Annotated in this window: 14 protein-coding genes; 11 read left to right on the forward strand and 3 right to left on the reverse strand. The window is 41.5% G+C overall.

The genetic code is table 11. From position 1 onward, the window contains the following. Nucleotides 1–92: 92 nt before the first annotated feature. From infB to Q9G97_RS00465, 10 genes are all read left to right on the forward strand, one after another. Nucleotides 93–2,831, forward strand: a complete 2,739-nt coding sequence (infB, locus tag Q9G97_RS00420; protein ID WP_305899278.1) for a translation initiation factor IF-2 — start codon at nt 93–95, stop codon at nt 2,829–2,831. Nucleotides 2,832–2,973: 142 nt separating this feature from the next. Next, nucleotides 2,974–3,423 (forward strand): ribosome-binding factor A, encoded by a 450-nt coding sequence (locus tag Q9G97_RS00425; RefSeq protein WP_305899279.1) that lies wholly within the window; start codon nt 2,974–2,976, stop codon nt 3,421–3,423. Between the two features lie 5 nt (nt 3,424–3,428). Then, nucleotides 3,429–4,463, forward strand: coding sequence for a tRNA pseudouridine(55) synthase TruB (truB, locus tag Q9G97_RS00430; protein WP_305899280.1), 1,035 nt, complete (start codon nt 3,429–3,431; stop codon nt 4,461–4,463). A 258-nt stretch (nt 4,464–4,721) separates the two neighbouring features. Then, nucleotides 4,722–4,874 (forward strand): hypothetical protein, encoded by a 153-nt coding sequence (locus Q9G97_RS00435; protein ID WP_305899281.1) that lies wholly within the window; start codon nt 4,722–4,724, stop codon nt 4,872–4,874. Between the two features lie 107 nt (nt 4,875–4,981). Beyond that, nucleotides 4,982–5,152 (forward strand): hypothetical protein, encoded by a 171-nt coding sequence (locus Q9G97_RS00440; protein ID WP_305899282.1) that lies wholly within the window; start codon nt 4,982–4,984, stop codon nt 5,150–5,152. 250 nt (nt 5,153–5,402) lie between these two features. Continuing rightward, complete coding sequence (gene rpsO, locus Q9G97_RS00445; protein ID WP_201570865.1) at nt 5,403–5,669, forward strand: 30S ribosomal protein S15; 267 nt, start codon at nt 5,403–5,405, stop codon at nt 5,667–5,669. Between the two features lie 437 nt (nt 5,670–6,106). Continuing rightward, nucleotides 6,107–8,233: a polyribonucleotide nucleotidyltransferase gene (pnp, locus tag Q9G97_RS00450; RefSeq protein WP_305899283.1), complete on the forward strand. Its 2,127-nt coding sequence runs from the start codon at nt 6,107–6,109 to the stop codon at nt 8,231–8,233. Between the two features lie 538 nt (nt 8,234–8,771). Continuing rightward, on the forward strand, nt 8,772–9,215 hold the full coding sequence (locus Q9G97_RS00455; protein WP_305899284.1) for a hypothetical protein: 444 nt from the start codon (nt 8,772–8,774) through the stop codon (nt 9,213–9,215). A gap of 4 nt (nt 9,216–9,219) precedes the next feature. Continuing rightward, complete coding sequence (locus Q9G97_RS00460) at nt 9,220–9,987, forward strand: hypothetical protein (protein ID WP_305899285.1); 768 nt, start codon at nt 9,220–9,222, stop codon at nt 9,985–9,987. Next, nucleotides 9,984–11,150 (forward strand): radical SAM protein, encoded by a 1,167-nt coding sequence (locus Q9G97_RS00465; protein WP_305899286.1) that lies wholly within the window; start codon nt 9,984–9,986, stop codon nt 11,148–11,150. The genes Q9G97_RS00460 and Q9G97_RS00465 overlap by 4 nt, the downstream gene beginning before the upstream one ends. A gap of 469 nt (nt 11,151–11,619) precedes the next feature. Here the strand turns inward: Q9G97_RS00465 and rluF are convergent, their stop codons facing one another. Next, nucleotides 11,620–12,612: a 23S rRNA pseudouridine(2604) synthase RluF gene (rluF, locus tag Q9G97_RS00470; protein ID WP_201570879.1), complete on the reverse strand. Its 993-nt coding sequence runs from the start codon at nt 12,610–12,612 to the stop codon at nt 11,620–11,622. Nucleotides 12,613–12,790: 178 nt separating this feature from the next. Further along, nucleotides 12,791–14,110, reverse strand: coding sequence for a short-chain fatty acid transporter (locus tag Q9G97_RS00475; RefSeq protein ID WP_305899287.1), 1,320 nt, complete (start codon nt 14,108–14,110; stop codon nt 12,791–12,793). A gap of 313 nt (nt 14,111–14,423) precedes the next feature. On the opposite strand from Q9G97_RS00475, the gene Q9G97_RS00480 reads away from it, so the two are divergent. Further along, a complete protein-coding gene (locus Q9G97_RS00480) occupies nt 14,424–15,350 on the forward strand; it encodes a glutaminase (RefSeq protein WP_305899288.1) in 927 nt (308 codons plus the stop codon). A 25-nt stretch (nt 15,351–15,375) separates the two neighbouring features. Here Q9G97_RS00480 and Q9G97_RS00485 read toward each other — a convergent pair whose 3' ends face one another. Continuing rightward, complete coding sequence (locus tag Q9G97_RS00485) at nt 15,376–15,657, reverse strand: DUF503 domain-containing protein (RefSeq protein ID WP_305899289.1); 282 nt, start codon at nt 15,655–15,657, stop codon at nt 15,376–15,378. Between the last annotated feature and the right edge of the window lie 81 nt (nt 15,658–15,738).

Below are 15,738 nucleotides of genomic sequence, written 5' to 3' on the forward strand. Positions count from 1 at the left end.
CTAGTGCAAACTGACATGAGCTTGAGCACAATTATTGATAGTCAACAACCCAATTGAATGTATAGCAAACAATAGACAGTAGGTGATAATAAATGGCAGATAAGACCGTCAAAGAACTGGCAGACATGGTAGGCAAAACCGCAAGTGCTTTACAGCAGCAACTGCAAGATGCTGGAATGCCTGCTCGCGGTGAAGGTGATCCAGTCACTGAAGCTGAGCAAGAGAAGCTAGTGGCGTACTTAAAGCAAAGTCATGGTCAGCAAGACAAGCGTCGTATTAGTCTAAAATCTAAAACGACGAGTACTGCGCGTGTGACTGGCTCTTCAGGCAAATCTAAGAGCGTCAATGTAGAAGTGCGCAAAAAGAAAATCTTTGAAAAGCCTGATCCAGAGAAGATGGCTGAAGAGTTAGCAGCGCGTGAGCAGGCATTAATTGAAGCGCAAGCTCGGGCGGCCAAAGATCTCGAGGAGCGTTCTGAGGCGAAGAAAAAAGCTGAGGAACGTCAAGCGGCTACTCTAGCAGCTATGCGTAGTAGCTTAGGCTCTAGCAAAAGCTCAACCAGCAAAAGCGCTAAAGTCGCTAACTCATCGGTTGTAGTCAAAAAAGGTAGCAAAGACGCTGTCGAAGTTATCACCAAAGATAAAGATAAGCCTAAGAAAAAAGTAGTTGCGGCCACCAAGCCAAAAGTTGAAACTGCAGCTGAGCGTAAAGCACGCGAAGCACGCGAAGTTGAAGAAAATCGTTTACGTGAGATTGAAGCTGAAACACGTCAAGCACAAGCAAAAGAGGCACAAAAGCGTACTCTTGAGCAAATGCGCAAGATGGCTGGTAAATATACGGACCGTGAGCCTGTTGCTGAAGTGCGTAAAGATGAGCCATTGGCCGAAGGTCTAGTTGGCGACGCACTAGAAGAGTCATTTGAAAAAGAGCGTCGTGAGATCAAGCGTGGTGCTAACAGCACAGGTACTCGTGGGCGCCGCCGCAAAAACCAAGACGAGCGTGAAGTCAAAAACCGTAAGAACGGCTTACGTTCAGCGCAGGCTGGTCAACACAAGTTTGAAAAACCTGTGGAAAAAATCGTTTATGATGTTGAGATTAGCGAACAGATTACTGTAGCAGACTTGGCTCAGCGTATGGCAGTCAAAGCTCGTGAAGTCACTAAGTTACTTATGAAAATGGGTGAAATGGCGACTGAATCAGATACTATTGACCAAGCGACAGCTAGTCTTATTGTCGAAGAGATGGGTCACAATCCAGTTCCAGTCAGCGATACCAAAGTTGAAGACGATCTACATGATGCCGTTGATGGGCGCAGTAGTAACGTACAGACGCGTCCACCAGTGGTCACTATCATGGGTCACGTTGATCATGGTAAAACATCGCTACTTGATAAGATTCGTGAGACCAAAGTTGCCACTGGCGAAGCTGGCGGAATTACTCAGCATATCGGTGCTTATCATGTTAAAACGGATCGTGGCGTTATTACTTTCCTTGATACACCAGGTCACGCCGCCTTTAGTGCGATGCGCTCACGTGGTGCCCAAGCGACAGATATCGTCGTACTAGTCGTCGCCGCTGATGATGGTATGATGCCACAGACCGAAGAAGCTATTGATCATGCTCGTGCTGCTGGTACGCCGCTGATTGTTGCGATTAATAAAATGGATAAGCCAAGCGCTGATCCAGATCGTGTATTAAACGAGCTAACGGCGAAGCAAGTAATATCAGAAGAGTGGGGTGGTGACACACCTATGGCTCGTATCTCAGCCAAAACAGGCGAAGGTATCGATGAGCTACTAGAATACATCAGTTTGACTGCAGAGCTAATGGAATTAGAAGCACCATTGGACGGTGCGGCGCAAGGTGTAGTTATTGAATCAAGACTAGAAAAAGGTCGTGGTCCAGTTGCTAGCGTATTGGTTAAAAAAGGTACGCTCAAGCAAGGCGATCTAGTCTTAGCCGGTGAGTATTATGGCCGTGTACGGGCTATGGTTGACGAGCATGGCAAACGTATTCAGACTGCAGGTCCTTCTATTCCTGTTGAGATCCTAGGCTTACCAGATACACCAGCTGCGGGTAGCGAATTCTTAGTCGTAACTGATGAGAAAAAAGCGCGTGAAGTGGCGGACTTTAGGGCCAACCGTGAGCGTGAGCAGCAGCTTGAGCGCCAGAATAAAATGCGCTTAGAGAGTATGTTTGAGCAGATGGAACAAGGCGATGTGTCCTTCTTAAACATCGTCCTGAAAACGGATGTTCGTGGTTCACTAGAAGCTCTATTGGCAGCATTAAATGAGTTATCAACCGACGAAGTCAAAGTACGCGTTATTAGCTCAGGTGTTGGTCCGATCTCAGAATCTGATGTTACTCTTGCTGAATCTAGTGAGGCAGTATTGTTAGGTTTCAACGTTCGCGCTGATACTACCGCACGTCGTAAAGCAGATGCTGCTGACATGGACATTCGCTATTACAGTGTTATCTATGGTTTGATTGATGACGTGAAAGCGGCCATGAGTGGTATGCTAGCTCCTGAACATCGTGAGAAAATATTGGGTGTGGCTGATGTGCGTGAAGTATTCCGCTCTAGTAAATTCGGTGCAGCTGCCGGTTGTATGGTGGTTGAAGGTACGATTTATCGCAACAAACCTATCCGTGTATTACGTGCTGACCAAGTTATCTTTACTGGTCAATTGCAATCATTACGTCGTTATAAAGAAGATGTTAATGAAGTACGTACAGGCATGGAATGTGGTCTAGCCGTTCGTGGCTATGATGTAGAAGATGGCGATAAAATCGAAGTCTTTGAGATTCAAGAGTTCGCACGTACTATCTAAATAGGCTATTAAAGTCATATTTTCGATATGCCTTAATAAGATGTTATTAGGCCTAACAGGGTAATCCTGCTAGGCCTTTTTTATTGCAAACTAACGGTTTAAATTTTTATTAAAAATACAATATTTTAATTAGGATAATAGAATGAATCAACGTCTCCAACGTTTAGCAGATCAAATCCAGCGTGAGCTTGCGGTACTCATTCGCGATGCTGTCAAGGACCCACGTCTAACAGGATATGTCACTATCTCCAGTGTCAAAGTCAGCCCTGATCTAGGTTACGCCGATATCTACGTCACTGTCATGGAGCCTGAGCTCAATGATGCTATGACGATAACCAACCATGAAGAGAGTATTAAGGTACTCAATAAAGCCGCTGGATTCTTGCGTACTGAATTAAGCCATAGTCTCAAAACGCGCACGACACCGCGCCTTAGATTTCATTATGATGAAGTTACCGCTCGTGGTAACTATATGATGGATCTAATCAGTCAAGCCAATGCAAAAACAGATGATAACGAAACTGATAGCTTAGATACTGATGGCTTAAATATTGATGAGCCACAGATAGAAGAGCAATCACAAGAGAAATAGCTACTATGTCTAAAGTGTCTGAGCAAGCGTCTCATCAAAGTGATAAGCCATATTCTAAACAAAAAGTCTCTGGAGTTATCTTAATTGATAAACCTATAGGTATGACCTCTCAGCAAGTGGTGTCAAAGGTGAAGTATCTGTTTCAATCACCTATTCACGACAGTAAAAAAGCAGGGCATACGGGTACTCTTGATCCCATGGCTACGGGTCTATTGCCTATTTGCTTAGGTGAGGCGACTAAGTTTAGCCATTATCAACTGGACGCTGACAAATCTTATCAGGCAACGATATTACTGGGTCAACAGACCGATACAGGCGATGCGGATGGTAAGATCATTGCTGAGACAGCAGTGCCAATTATCGATAATGAACTACTAACTAGCATTGCTCAGCAGTTCATGGGCGCCCAGCAGCAAATCCCACCTATGTACTCAGCTCTAAAAAAAGACGGCAAAAAGCTCTACGAATACGCGCGCGCTGGGATAGAGGTTGAGCGAGCACCTAGAGATATCACTATCAAGTCGTTAGATTTGACAATGCTTAGTGCTAATAGTATTGAGCTGACGGTGACTTGTACTAAAGGTACTTATGTACGTGTGTTAGGTGAGGATATTGCTAAAGCTTTAGATACATTAGGTCATCTAACCGCTTTAAGACGCTTGGACGTTGGCAAGTTTAGTATTAATAATGCGATAAGCTTGCCAGAGCTAGAAGCGCTAGAGTTTGATAATAGGTTTGTACAGTTATTACCTATAGATGCCTGTATTTATATCGCAGCTCAGCTGGTTTTAGATTCAGAACAATGTGAACGGATCAAGATGGGTCAACGGCTGAACGTAATCGAACAGCTAACGCCGACGTTGCAACAATATATTATTGATAACGTTCAATTAGATGTACAAAAAACTGAAAATGCTAATATCCCAGAGCATGAACTGCCTATAGATATCCGCTTGATAGATACAAATGGTCAGTTCTTAGGATTGGGAGCGGTTAGTCTTAATGGACGCTTGCAACCCAAAAAGCTGATTCAACGATAACCTAATCGCTGCATAATTTACTAGTGTATTACACTAATCACATTCCGCTACATTTAGTTGCAGGTTTCGCCTACGGTGAGACCTGCTTTTTTTATACCATGACTATGTCAGTTAATAATAACAATTACCAAAACTAATAAATACTGACTGTTGATACAACAACTATAAACATAAAGATTAGATAATAACTAAAAGTATGGAACAAGTAGCTAAACGTAGATCTCAGATAAACTAACTTCAAATAAAAAGGAAAATACTATGTCACAGCCTAATCCAAACAATACCAAACTTGAGCAACAACGTTCTGATGCGGCACAGGATTCTTTAAAGAATCAAACCGAAGACAATTATACCGAAGATACTGAGGCAGCAGCAGACCGCATTGCTGAAAATGCAAAAGAAGATAAGTAATAATCGATAATTAATAAGCTTTAATAAACGATGTCGGCTGTACAAACAGTTGGCATTTTTTATACTAGCTTTATGTCAATAGTGATCAATATACAGGGAATAAAATTATGGATAAGCCAAATAAAGAGATGGATGTCGAGGAGAAGAAAATTCAAGAGCTAGCTGGTGAGATTGATCCGAATGACAAGGCGCCTGATAGTCTTGCTGAGGCAACTACTGCGCCGTTAAATGATGATGATTTAGGTGGCAATGCCAAGCAAGATGACGTCAATAAATAAGGGTTAATCTTTGCTATCAAAAAAGACTGTCAGCTTGACAGTTTTTTGCTATAATAGCTGACGTTTGTAGTAGCGTTAGTTATAAAACACTATCTACTATAATACCGTATTGGGTTTGCTGGCTAATAGGTCAACTCTAGTAATGCAGGGTTATCCTGAATGGACAGCGAACTATTTTATTATCTTATTATTCTATGAGTGTTCAACTACTTGAAGCTCTGTAGAATTATTAGCATTGCTGGAGAAATTTATGCTAACGAATACCGATCGCGAAAATATCATTGCTCAATATCAGCGCGGCGAAAATGACACAGGTTCCCCTGAAGTTCAAGTTGCTCTTTTAAGCGCGCGTATCAACGATTTACAAAACCATTTTAAAGCTCACAAAGCGGATCATCATAGCCGTCGTGGTCTTATCCGTATGGTTAACACTCGTCGTAAATTGCTTGATTACTTAAAAGGTAAGGACTTAGGTCGTTACACTACTTTGATCAGCCAATTAGGTCTACGTCGTTAATACAACCCTTATGTATTATCATTATAAGAATTGAGCAGTACAGAAACGGTATGAAATAGCTTCATGCCGTTTTTTTATGGCTATTATTTATTAAACCAATAAATTGGTCAATAGCCTTAAATCACTGTAAAATAGTGCACGATGAAAATATCTCAAAAATGCTGACTGTGGCATGAATAGTCAGTAGCAACGTATTACCGAATTTGAATAGTTTGATTTAAATAGCACAATAGAGCCACACGTTAAATTAGTACACAGAGCAGATATACTAACGAACACCAGTATTTAAAACCGTATGTGAGCGCTAAATAGCTGCAAACCCGTTAAAACGACAGCATTTTGAATTCATATAAAAATATTATAAAGAGTGATATTAGAGGCTGTATCGATAAAAGTCGCTTTTATCACTTTAGACACTCAACATTAGGAAAAATTTTATGTCAATGTTCAATACTATCACCCGTGAATTTCAGTATGGCAATCAACAAGTCATCATTGAGACTGGCCGCGTAGCCCGTCAAGCCAACTCTATCATGGTACATATGGGCGGCGTCACTGTCCTAGTCGCTGCAGTGGTCAAGTCTGAGGCAAAATCAGGTCAAAACTTCTTTCCGCTAACGGTTAACTATCAAGAAAAAATGTATGCCGCTGGTAAGATTCCAGGCGCTTATGGCAAACGTGAAGGCCGTGCGAGCGAAAATGAAACTTTAACTTCACGCTTAATTGACCGTCCAATCCGTCCGTTATTCCCTGAAGGTTATGTTAACGAAGTCCAAATTACGGCTACTGTCGTATCTTCTGACAAAACTCAATCAGCTGATATCGCAGCGTTAATCGGTGCTTCAGCTGCTCTAGCTATCTCTGATGCGCCATTCAATGGCCCAGTTGCTGCAGCGCGTGTCGGCTTTATCAATGGCGAATATGTACTGAACCCAACGATTGAGCAGCTTAAAACAAGCGATCTTGATTTAGTCGTTGCTGGTACCAAATCCGCAGTACTGATGGTTGAATCAGAAGCGGCAGAGCTATCAGAAGATCAAATGTTAGGTGCGGTACTATACGGTCATGAGCAACAGCAAATCGTCATCGATAATATTGCCTCTATGGCAGCAGAAATCGGCACGGCCAAGCAACAGTTCGAAGCGCCAAAGCATGATGAAGCTTTAGAAAAAGGTATGAAAGAGCAGTTCGGCGAGCAAGTCGCTGACGCTTATAGCATTAAAGATAAGCAAGATCGCTATACGAAGCTTGATGAAATCAAAGATGCCGCTATCGCAGCACTAGCAGGCGATGCTGAGTCTGATGGCTACAGCAACAATGTCTCTGAGCTAAAAGACATCTATAACGATCTTAAGTATCGTACGGTTCGTGATAGCATCCTATCTGGTAAGCCACGTATCGATGGTCGAGATCTAGATACGGTACGTGCGCTTGATGTGCAAGTCGGTGTACTGCCATTCACGCACGGTTCAGCGCTATTCACTCGCGGTGAAACGCAGGCATTGGTAACGACGACTCTAGGTAACAGTCGTGACGTCAATATGATCGACTCATTAGCGGGTACTATCCGTGACCATTTCATGCTGCATTATAACTTCCCGCATTTCTCAGTCGGTGAGACAGGTCGTGAAGGTATTCCAAAACGTCGTGAAATCGGTCATGGCCGCCTAGCGCGCCGTGGTGTCCAAGCGATGCTACCTGATAGCGATCGCTTCCCGTATGTCATCCGTGTGGTATCTGAGATCACTGAATCAAACGGTTCATCGTCTATGGCGTCTGTATGTGGTGCAAGTCTAGCGTTAATGGATGCTGGTGTACCAATCAAAGCACCAGTTGCTGGTATCGCGATGGGTCTAGTCAAAGAAGGCGAACGCTTCGCAGTCTTGTCTGACATCTTAGGTGATGAAGATCATCTTGGCGATATGGATTTTAAAGTTGCTGGTTCTAAAGACGGTATCACAGCATTACAGATGGATATCAAAATCGAAGGTATCACTCCTGATATCATGGAGCAAGCGCTCAAGCAAGCTCACGCAGGTCGTATTCATATCTTGGACGCGATGAATAAAGTATTGCCAGAGAGCCGTACTGAAATCAACGCTCATGCACCTAACTATGCGGTCATCGAAATTAACCCTGATAAAATCCGCGACGTCATCGGTAAAGGTGGCGCGATGATTCGTCAGCTAACTGAAGAGACTGGTGCGGTTATCGATATCGATGATGGCGGTACTATCCGTATCTTTGGTGAGAATAAAGCGGCAACTAAAGCCGCTATCGGCAAAATCGAAGCATTAACGGCTGAAGTTGAAGTAGGCAAAACTTACGCAGGTACAGTCGCACGCATCGTTGACTTTGGTGCATTTGTAAACGTGTTGCCAAACACTGACGGTCTAGTACATATCTCACAAATCGCAGAAGAGCGCGTAGAGAATGTGTCTGATTATCTAAAAGAAGGGCAAACTGTTAAGGTCTTAGTACAAGACGTTGATAACCGTGGTCGCATTAAACTGACTATGAAAGGTGTTGAACAGGGTACAACTACAACTACTGACGCTGAATAAAGCTTTATTTTGAATTAACTAAACCGCTCTAACTTTTTGGTTAGGGCGGTTTTTTTGTGGATGTATTAAATGATTTTGGAGGACAGGCTCGAGCGTAGGCTGGTAAATAAGAAATGATGACGCAACGCTAGTGCCTACTGCATGCAATTACTTTTTATTTCAGATATAAAACCTACCATAGTATTCGTTTATATGAATAATAAAGTAGACTTTGTGTGTTTAATAACATAATGTATATATAGCTGAGCTAAAATTTCTCTTTAACTAAGCTATTACTAATTCGAAACGACAGAGGGCGATTGAATAGTATCAAGCTAGTGTAGATACCCTTCGCTTGCTACATACTTTATATCTCAAAGGCTTCGAGAGGTTTACCTTAGCAGCGCTATGTTCTTCTTAAATCGAAGAATTAACAATATATAGTATATTTTATTGTAGTTACTGCTAAATAAGTGGTGATTGCTCAATACACTAAGAAATTGTAATAACAAGCAAGGTAGCATCCAATTAATCTAAATGAACTTTAAAGGTGACTAAAATGTCAAAGAAACCTAAAGTAATAGGAAAGTTAGAGCTAGCGACGCGTATCAAAGAGTTGGCAAAACTTGTGGAAGACAAAGAGCAGTCTGCCATACTTCCTACAAACATCGCTAACATGATTTCGGAACGTATGGATTTAGAATTTAGCCCTGTCGCCAGTTATGAGAAAGGTGGCACTTATACTAAAGAGGGTCCACCAGGATCTTACACAAAAGGTGGTACTTATACCAAAAGTGACTTTACCAAAGAGGCGAGTAGTGAAATTAACCTTAAAGATTTGGTTGCTGATGATAGTCAAATTGGTCGTGACTTTATTATACAGCCTGGTGAGATTGAAGGTCTCAATACACCTTTGAGAGTATCATCTGTTCTAAAGCACCCTGAAGTTAGAGAGCGTTTAAGGCACGCTATTGAATCTGAATTAGAAAGCTTTAAGGAATAACACTATGTTAGCAATGCAACCTGTAGCAACTCCTATTGATTTAGACAAGAAGGAGCTTTTGCAGGCTGCATTGTATTCAGTGTCTCTTTTAGACGATAGACTTACAATGATATTCAATAATTTAGACAATGGCGAGTCATATACGCTTAGTAATAGTAATGTCCGAGAACACGATAGAATCTATAATTGTATATACTTAATGAAACTAGAAGCGCGCGAAACTGTAGCTTCCGCTCTATTTGTAATATTTTTTTCCGCAGATAAGATCTCGATGGATAGAGCTGATATCGGTATTATTTTGATAAAGAAAGCTTTGATGAGTCTTTCATTGAATTACCGAGAATGGGTGATTATGAGAGTTCGCTATATTTTGGTAGATTTTGATGATACTAAAACTTTAAATAGTGGATCTTCGCCACAATCGCCTGATACTATTCGCATTTCTGGTAACCTTACAAGGCATGGTATTGCTGAAATGGTAGTACACGAGGCGAGTCATTTGCACTATAACATTACTGTTCAAAATGATGCTGTCACGCAAAAAGATGCTCCCGAAGTCTATTCTGTATTTATGCGCTGTAACCGTCCCCTAGAACGTATCGTTTTTGCTTATCATGCAGCGTGCAATATTGCATATATGCAAGGTCAGCCTCCACAATATGACCATCAAGTAAAAGCTTTGCAGGATACAGCTGCTTTGAAACAGACTATTGCCGAAAATCAACGTTTTCTGACGATATATGGACAGAAATTAATTGAGGCTTTATCATGAAAAATATTGTTGCAATGCCAACTACATTCATAGTTAAGTTGACTCAAATCTGTAATATAAACTGCTCTTATTGCTATGTTTATAATCACCAAAGCGAAGCTCATGCACAATTGCCGCAGTTCTTGCTCAACGACGATGTACACCGTCTCGGACGTGATATTGCAGCTACTCGACATATTCATTCTGATGTGGTTCGTAAAGTTGTATTTCACGGCGGTGAGCCACTTGTTGCAGGACGGAAGCGTTTGCAAGAATATATTGATATTTTGCGCAGCTATGTTCCTGATATTACATTTTCATTGCAAACAAACGGTATTCTACTCAGCTCAGACTGGATAAAATTTCTAAAAAATGAGGCAATATCACTGTCGATTAGTATTGATGGAGGTAAAGCTGATCATGATCAATTTCGTGTCGATAAACGTGGGCGAGGAACTTTTAACAAAGTTCGCAGAAGCATTGATTTACTTCATCAAACTGATATGCCCTTCGGGCTTTTGTGTGTCGTTAACCCTTATGCTAGTGGAGCAGATACTTATCGCGCACTTAAAGCACTTACACCACATAATTTTAATTTTCTTATTCCAGATGTATCACGCGATACATGTGATACCTACTATCCTGAATTGCCTAGACTATCGATAGGACATTTTTTACAAGAAGCTTTTGATCTTTGGTTAGCTGAACCAGAAGTTGTCAGAGTGGGGCTGTTTTCCGATATGGTGGCGGCAGTTTTAGGATGGAAGGGACGCACAGATGCTTTTGGTAGTGAGAATCTTGCCTATCTAATTTATGAGACAAATGGCAAATATGAATTGTTAGATGTGTTGAAGGTTTGTGGCAGTAATATGACACAAACTTCAGAGGATATAGATTTACTTAACCTTAATGAAAATGAGCAAATCAACACAATCATAAGGTCTCAACGTATAATTCCTACAGAATGTAGGGCTTGCAGACATGCTGAAGTTTGCCGTGGAGGATACTTGCCACATCGATGGGATCAACAGCGTGAATTCGATAATCCATCAGTATGGTGCGATGATCTTATATATATATGGGACCACGTTAAGCGAAGGGTTAGCGATTTAGCACGCCAAATTGATGATGTTTCACATACATTGTCAAAGAGTAATTTGATACCAGTTTATGAATTATATTGAGAGTTTACAAGGTGACCAAGCATATCATTGTTTAAAATCTTTACAGATAAACACTGCATCGAGACTTTCCCAAAAACTGTGTAACTGCTTATAATCTGCTAACAGAAGGGTAAGCAGTAACTAACCAAACTGACATTAAGAAACTGGCTGATTAAATGGCGAGTCACATGAACAGTTTTAAGAACATTAAAGACTTTCAGGAATAACTCATGCAAGCGTTTATTGATACCGCCTTAGAAACTGAGATGGGAGAGGTTCTAGGCTATTCTAAGCATAAAAAGTCGGATAAAATTAACAAGCACAACGGGCACACTAAAAAGACAACCTGCAGTGACATAGCACGTAGATACCATGAGAGAAAGCAAGCTTAAATCTCATAGTATCTACGTGTTTTTGGAAAAGTTAATATTATTGCTTTGTCTCTTACCAGCTGTTCTAAAAAGCTAACCACTTCAACCTATAGTTTTAATCACCGCTTAGATCCTCGACCTCTTGCAGGACGCTTACCATTGGTAGCAGGTCTGCCTTTACCGCCAGATTTCTTACCATCATTAAAAGGACGCTTATCTCTGCCTTTAGAACCTGCTGGTTTACTAGCACCATCCTTGGAATGTTTAGCGTTGCCTTTTGCTGCACCCTTTGAGTTTGCAGGTGATTTTGATGCGTTATTGCTATTATTATTAGAGCGAGATTTTTTTCGTGGTGTATTACTAGATTTCTTACCCGAATGACTGTCTTGTGAAGAAGAGTCTTCTATAGATTTAAGTAAAGTTGTTAACTCTTTTTCGGTCAAATCGCGCCAATCGCCAACAGGAGTCCCTTTCAGACTGACATTCATAATCCGCGTACGCTCAAGCTTGACGACTTCATAGCCAAAATGCTCACACATACGGCGGATTTGACGGTTTAAACCTTGTACTAGCGTAATATTAAACACAGTAGGCGCGATCTTAGTCACAGGGCACTTTTTGGTTATCTTGCCTAGCATTGGCACGCCACCAGCCAAACCTTCAATAAAACTATCGGTTATTGGCTTATTCACCGTTACTAGATATTCTTTTTCATGGTTATTACCAGCGCGCAATACCTTATTGACCAGATCGCCATTACTGGTCAAAAAGATCAACCCCTGAGAGTCTTTATCCAAACGGCCAATCGGGAAAATACGTGTGCTATGTCGTACGAAATCAACGATGTTATCTTTCTCAGAACTTTCAGTGGTACTGACAATGCCCACTGGCTTATTCAATACGATAAACACAAAATCATCGGGCTCTCGCGGCTCAATGAGCTGGCCGTTAACCTTTACCGTATCGCCAGAGACCACTTGATCGCCTACTTGAGCACGCTTGCCATTGACGTAGACGTTACCTTGTTCAACGAAGCGGTCAGCGTCACGGCGAGAGCAAATGCCGCTTTCGCTAATGTATTTATTTAAACGAGTCGAGGATTGGTTAAACATAAAACGCCTTTTTTGCTAAAAAGCCTAAATTGAATGGAGTATTAACAATAAGATAGCCCACATTATATAGGAAATTCAGTGCCCATTTTAGGAGTGATGGTCAAAACCTAGAATTTCCTTAGAACAGTGCAAATAGAAATACTGGTGCGATTATTGATTGACAAACTCTAACTTTTACCTATAAAAATAACAGCCCTAAACCAATTATCACGCCACTGACAATCAATACAATGACACAAAATCCCATGATGTCTTTAGCTTTAAGGCCAGCAATTGCTAGCGCTGGTAATGCCCAGAACGGCTGAATCATGTTTGTCCAAGCATCTCCCCATGCGACAGCCATAGCAACTCTCGCAGGATCACTACCAAGCACTTCTGCAGCTTCTAACATGATCGGTGCTTGTACAGCCCACTGCCCACCACCTGAAGGAACAAAAAAGTTAACTAGTCCTGCACTTAAGAAAGCAAAAAGTGGCAGTGTGTCCACTGTTGAAGCGCTAACAAACGCGTCTGACATCACTCCTGCCAAACCAGATGCCGTCATCATACCCATAATGCCGGCATAAAACGGAAACTGAACGATAATGGCTCCTGCTCCTTTGACCGCTTCCTGAACAGCAATAAGATACTTGCGAGGCGTTCCATGGAACATAATTCCAAGAAATAAAAACATAAAGTTAACTAAGTCTAACGTTAAGGCAAATCCATTTTGTGCAAAATAATAAACAATGAAAGCAATTCCCATTACACCGATTACCATGGATAAAATCCAGCTATTTTCCAAACGTTCTGCTGGAGTCATAGCTGACTTTTCAGGAAGCTCCTCAACGATTGGGTCAACTAGAAGCTTCGGATCGACGGTCACGGTATCTTCTTTTTTTGGCATCATAAAACGGTTTAATAAAGGAACAATAATCACCAAACTTACGACAATGATCAAGTTGTAACTAGCAAAAATAGTCGCACTCGTTGGAATAATACCGATTTTGTCAGCGAATGGATGCCCTTCTGTTGCAATTGACAGCGGAATCGATCCAGAAAATCCAGCATGCCAAATAATAAACCCAGAATATGCACTGGCAATCAGTAGACGATAATCAACGTGCTCAACACGCTTCGCTAATTCTTTTGCGAACAACGCACCAATAACTAATCCAAACCCCCAGTTAATCCAGCTTGCTGCAAGTGATACTAAGGTTACCCAAATAATCGCACTACCTGGCGAGCTTGCAAAACTCGCCAATTTCCCTAAGCCTTTTTTGAATATCGGACTGCTTGCCAATACGAAACCAGTGACAAGCACTAGCACCATTTGCATTGAGAAAGCGAGTAATGCCCAAAACCCTTCACCCCAAAAAGCTACCATCTGTAAAGGTGAGGAGTCGGTTAAGCCTAAGCCTAGACCGAAAATCACGACGGTTAAGATGATAACGAATAAAAATGGATCTGGTAAATACTTTTCCATCAAACTGTTCGAAAAATGTGTGATTCCCTTCATTTCTTAACTCCCTTATGTCCAAATTTTTATTGAATTTTCAATGCTACCTCATTCTGTCTTTTTATTCTTATCTATTCATTTGTAACTTGTTTTTTTAATGCTGTATTGACTGCTTAAATTATTTTTCTTCTTCAAGAGCACATAGGATAGGTATCGAAAAATCCTTCCAATCTTTAGAAAATGATTTGTGTATGAAAGTTATTTTCTGAAAATAAAAGCGGATCTAAGGTAAAAATAAATAAACCCTCCTTACCCTCAGTTATTCAGCTAAAATCATCAATAATGAATAAATTAGTAAAAATACGGTTATCCAATGAATATGCAACATATACTTGATGATATTGCCGCTCAGATGGCAAGTGAGACTGAACGTGGATATGTGGCAAATTACATTCCACAGCTCGCTCATATCGATCCAAATCAGTTCGGGATTGCCGTTGCGACACCTGATGGGCAAGTCTATTCAGCGGGTGATGCCAGTACGCTTTTCTCTATTCAAAGTATCTCCAAAGTATTTACTTTGACCATCGCCCTTGGCAAATTAGGCAATGCGCTTTGGAACCATGTCGGCCGTGAGCCATCGGGTGACCCTTTTAATTCAATTACCATATTAGAGTATGAATCGGGTATGCCGCGTAATCCACTAATTAATGCTGGCGCAATTGCGGTAGTCGACGCCATTATGATGGGGCATGAACCCAAAGAGATATTGGCTGAGATCCTACAGTTCGTACATTTTATCGCTGATGATGACTCGATTCGCTTTGATGATAAAGTGGCAGCGTCTGAGATGGAGCACAAAGATCGTAACGCATCACTAGCTCACTTTATGAAGTCATTTGGTCATATCAAGCATGATGTTGATAAGGTATTAGGGGTCTATTTTCATCAATGTTCGATTGCGATGAGTTGCCAGCAATTGGCTTGTGCAGGTCGATTCTTGATGTCTAATGGTATCAATCAACATACTGGGGTGAGAGTAATTAACCCACAGCGCTCCAAGCGGATTAACTCTCTGATGATGATGTGCGGTCACTACGATGGCTCTGGTGAGTTTGCTTATCGTGTTGGCTTGCCAGGCAAAAGCGGCGTGGGTGGTGGTATCTTAACGATTGCGCCAGGCAAAGGCTCAATTGCAGTATGGTCGCCAGGGCTTGATCCCGTCGGCAACTCAAAGCTTGGGCTAAAAGCATTAGAGATGCTGGTAGAAAAAACAGGCTGGTCTGTTTTTTCAGATTAAAATAAGTTCTTAATATAATTCAGAGTTAAATAAATTCTCGCACTACATCCATTATCCTCGCGTCGACCACGCGCTGCACCCTTTCTTCAATCTCATTACATAACGACTCAACTTTGCGTTTAGAAGTTGCGACTACTATGAACGTCCACTCACTAGCATCATGCCGATCAAGCTCGCCACTTTCACATACTGCTATTGCAGGATTACGTCCGATACGCTCATGCAAGCCGCCCATACGCTGACGCTTTTCTTTTAGAGAGCTGCATCCCGGTAGGGTAAAAGTTAGCGTTAAAATGCCGATGTGCATCGTAGTCTCCTTGATAGGTCGTTTCTAAATTGATTTAACTTTACGCTGTTGTACCATCTACAAAAGCTAAACGAGTTCGAC

This window comes from Psychrobacter sp. M13, assembly GCF_030718935.1.
Lineage (GTDB): Bacteria > Pseudomonadota > Gammaproteobacteria > Pseudomonadales > Moraxellaceae > Psychrobacter > Psychrobacter immobilis_G.

Coding starts and splice junctions, on each gene's coding strand:
- infB (WP_305899278.1), top strand. CDS start 93: ATGGCAGATAAGACCGTCAAAGAACTGGCAGACATGGTAGGCAAAACC.
- Q9G97_RS00425 (WP_305899279.1), top strand. CDS start 2,974: ATGAATCAACGTCTCCAACGTTTAGCAGATCAAATCCAGCGTGAGCTT.
- truB (WP_305899280.1), top strand. CDS start 3,429: ATGTCTAAAGTGTCTGAGCAAGCGTCTCATCAAAGTGATAAGCCATAT.
- Q9G97_RS00435 (WP_305899281.1), top strand. CDS start 4,722: ATGTCACAGCCTAATCCAAACAATACCAAACTTGAGCAACAACGTTCT.
- Q9G97_RS00440 (WP_305899282.1), top strand. CDS start 4,982: ATGGATAAGCCAAATAAAGAGATGGATGTCGAGGAGAAGAAAATTCAA.
- rpsO (WP_201570865.1), top strand. CDS start 5,403: ATGCTAACGAATACCGATCGCGAAAATATCATTGCTCAATATCAGCGC.
- pnp (WP_305899283.1), top strand. CDS start 6,107: ATGTCAATGTTCAATACTATCACCCGTGAATTTCAGTATGGCAATCAA.
- Q9G97_RS00455 (WP_305899284.1), top strand. CDS start 8,772: ATGTCAAAGAAACCTAAAGTAATAGGAAAGTTAGAGCTAGCGACGCGT.
- Q9G97_RS00460 (WP_305899285.1), top strand. CDS start 9,220: ATGTTAGCAATGCAACCTGTAGCAACTCCTATTGATTTAGACAAGAAG.
- Q9G97_RS00465 (WP_305899286.1), top strand. CDS start 9,984: ATGAAAAATATTGTTGCAATGCCAACTACATTCATAGTTAAGTTGACT.
- rluF (WP_201570879.1), bottom strand. CDS start 12,612: ATGTTTAACCAATCCTCGACTCGTTTAAATAAATACATTAGCGAAAGC.
- Q9G97_RS00475 (WP_305899287.1), bottom strand. CDS start 14,110: ATGAAGGGAATCACACATTTTTCGAACAGTTTGATGGAAAAGTATTTA.
- Q9G97_RS00480 (WP_305899288.1), top strand. CDS start 14,424: ATGAATATGCAACATATACTTGATGATATTGCCGCTCAGATGGCAAGT.
- Q9G97_RS00485 (WP_305899289.1), bottom strand. CDS start 15,657: ATGCACATCGGCATTTTAACGCTAACTTTTACCCTACCGGGATGCAGC.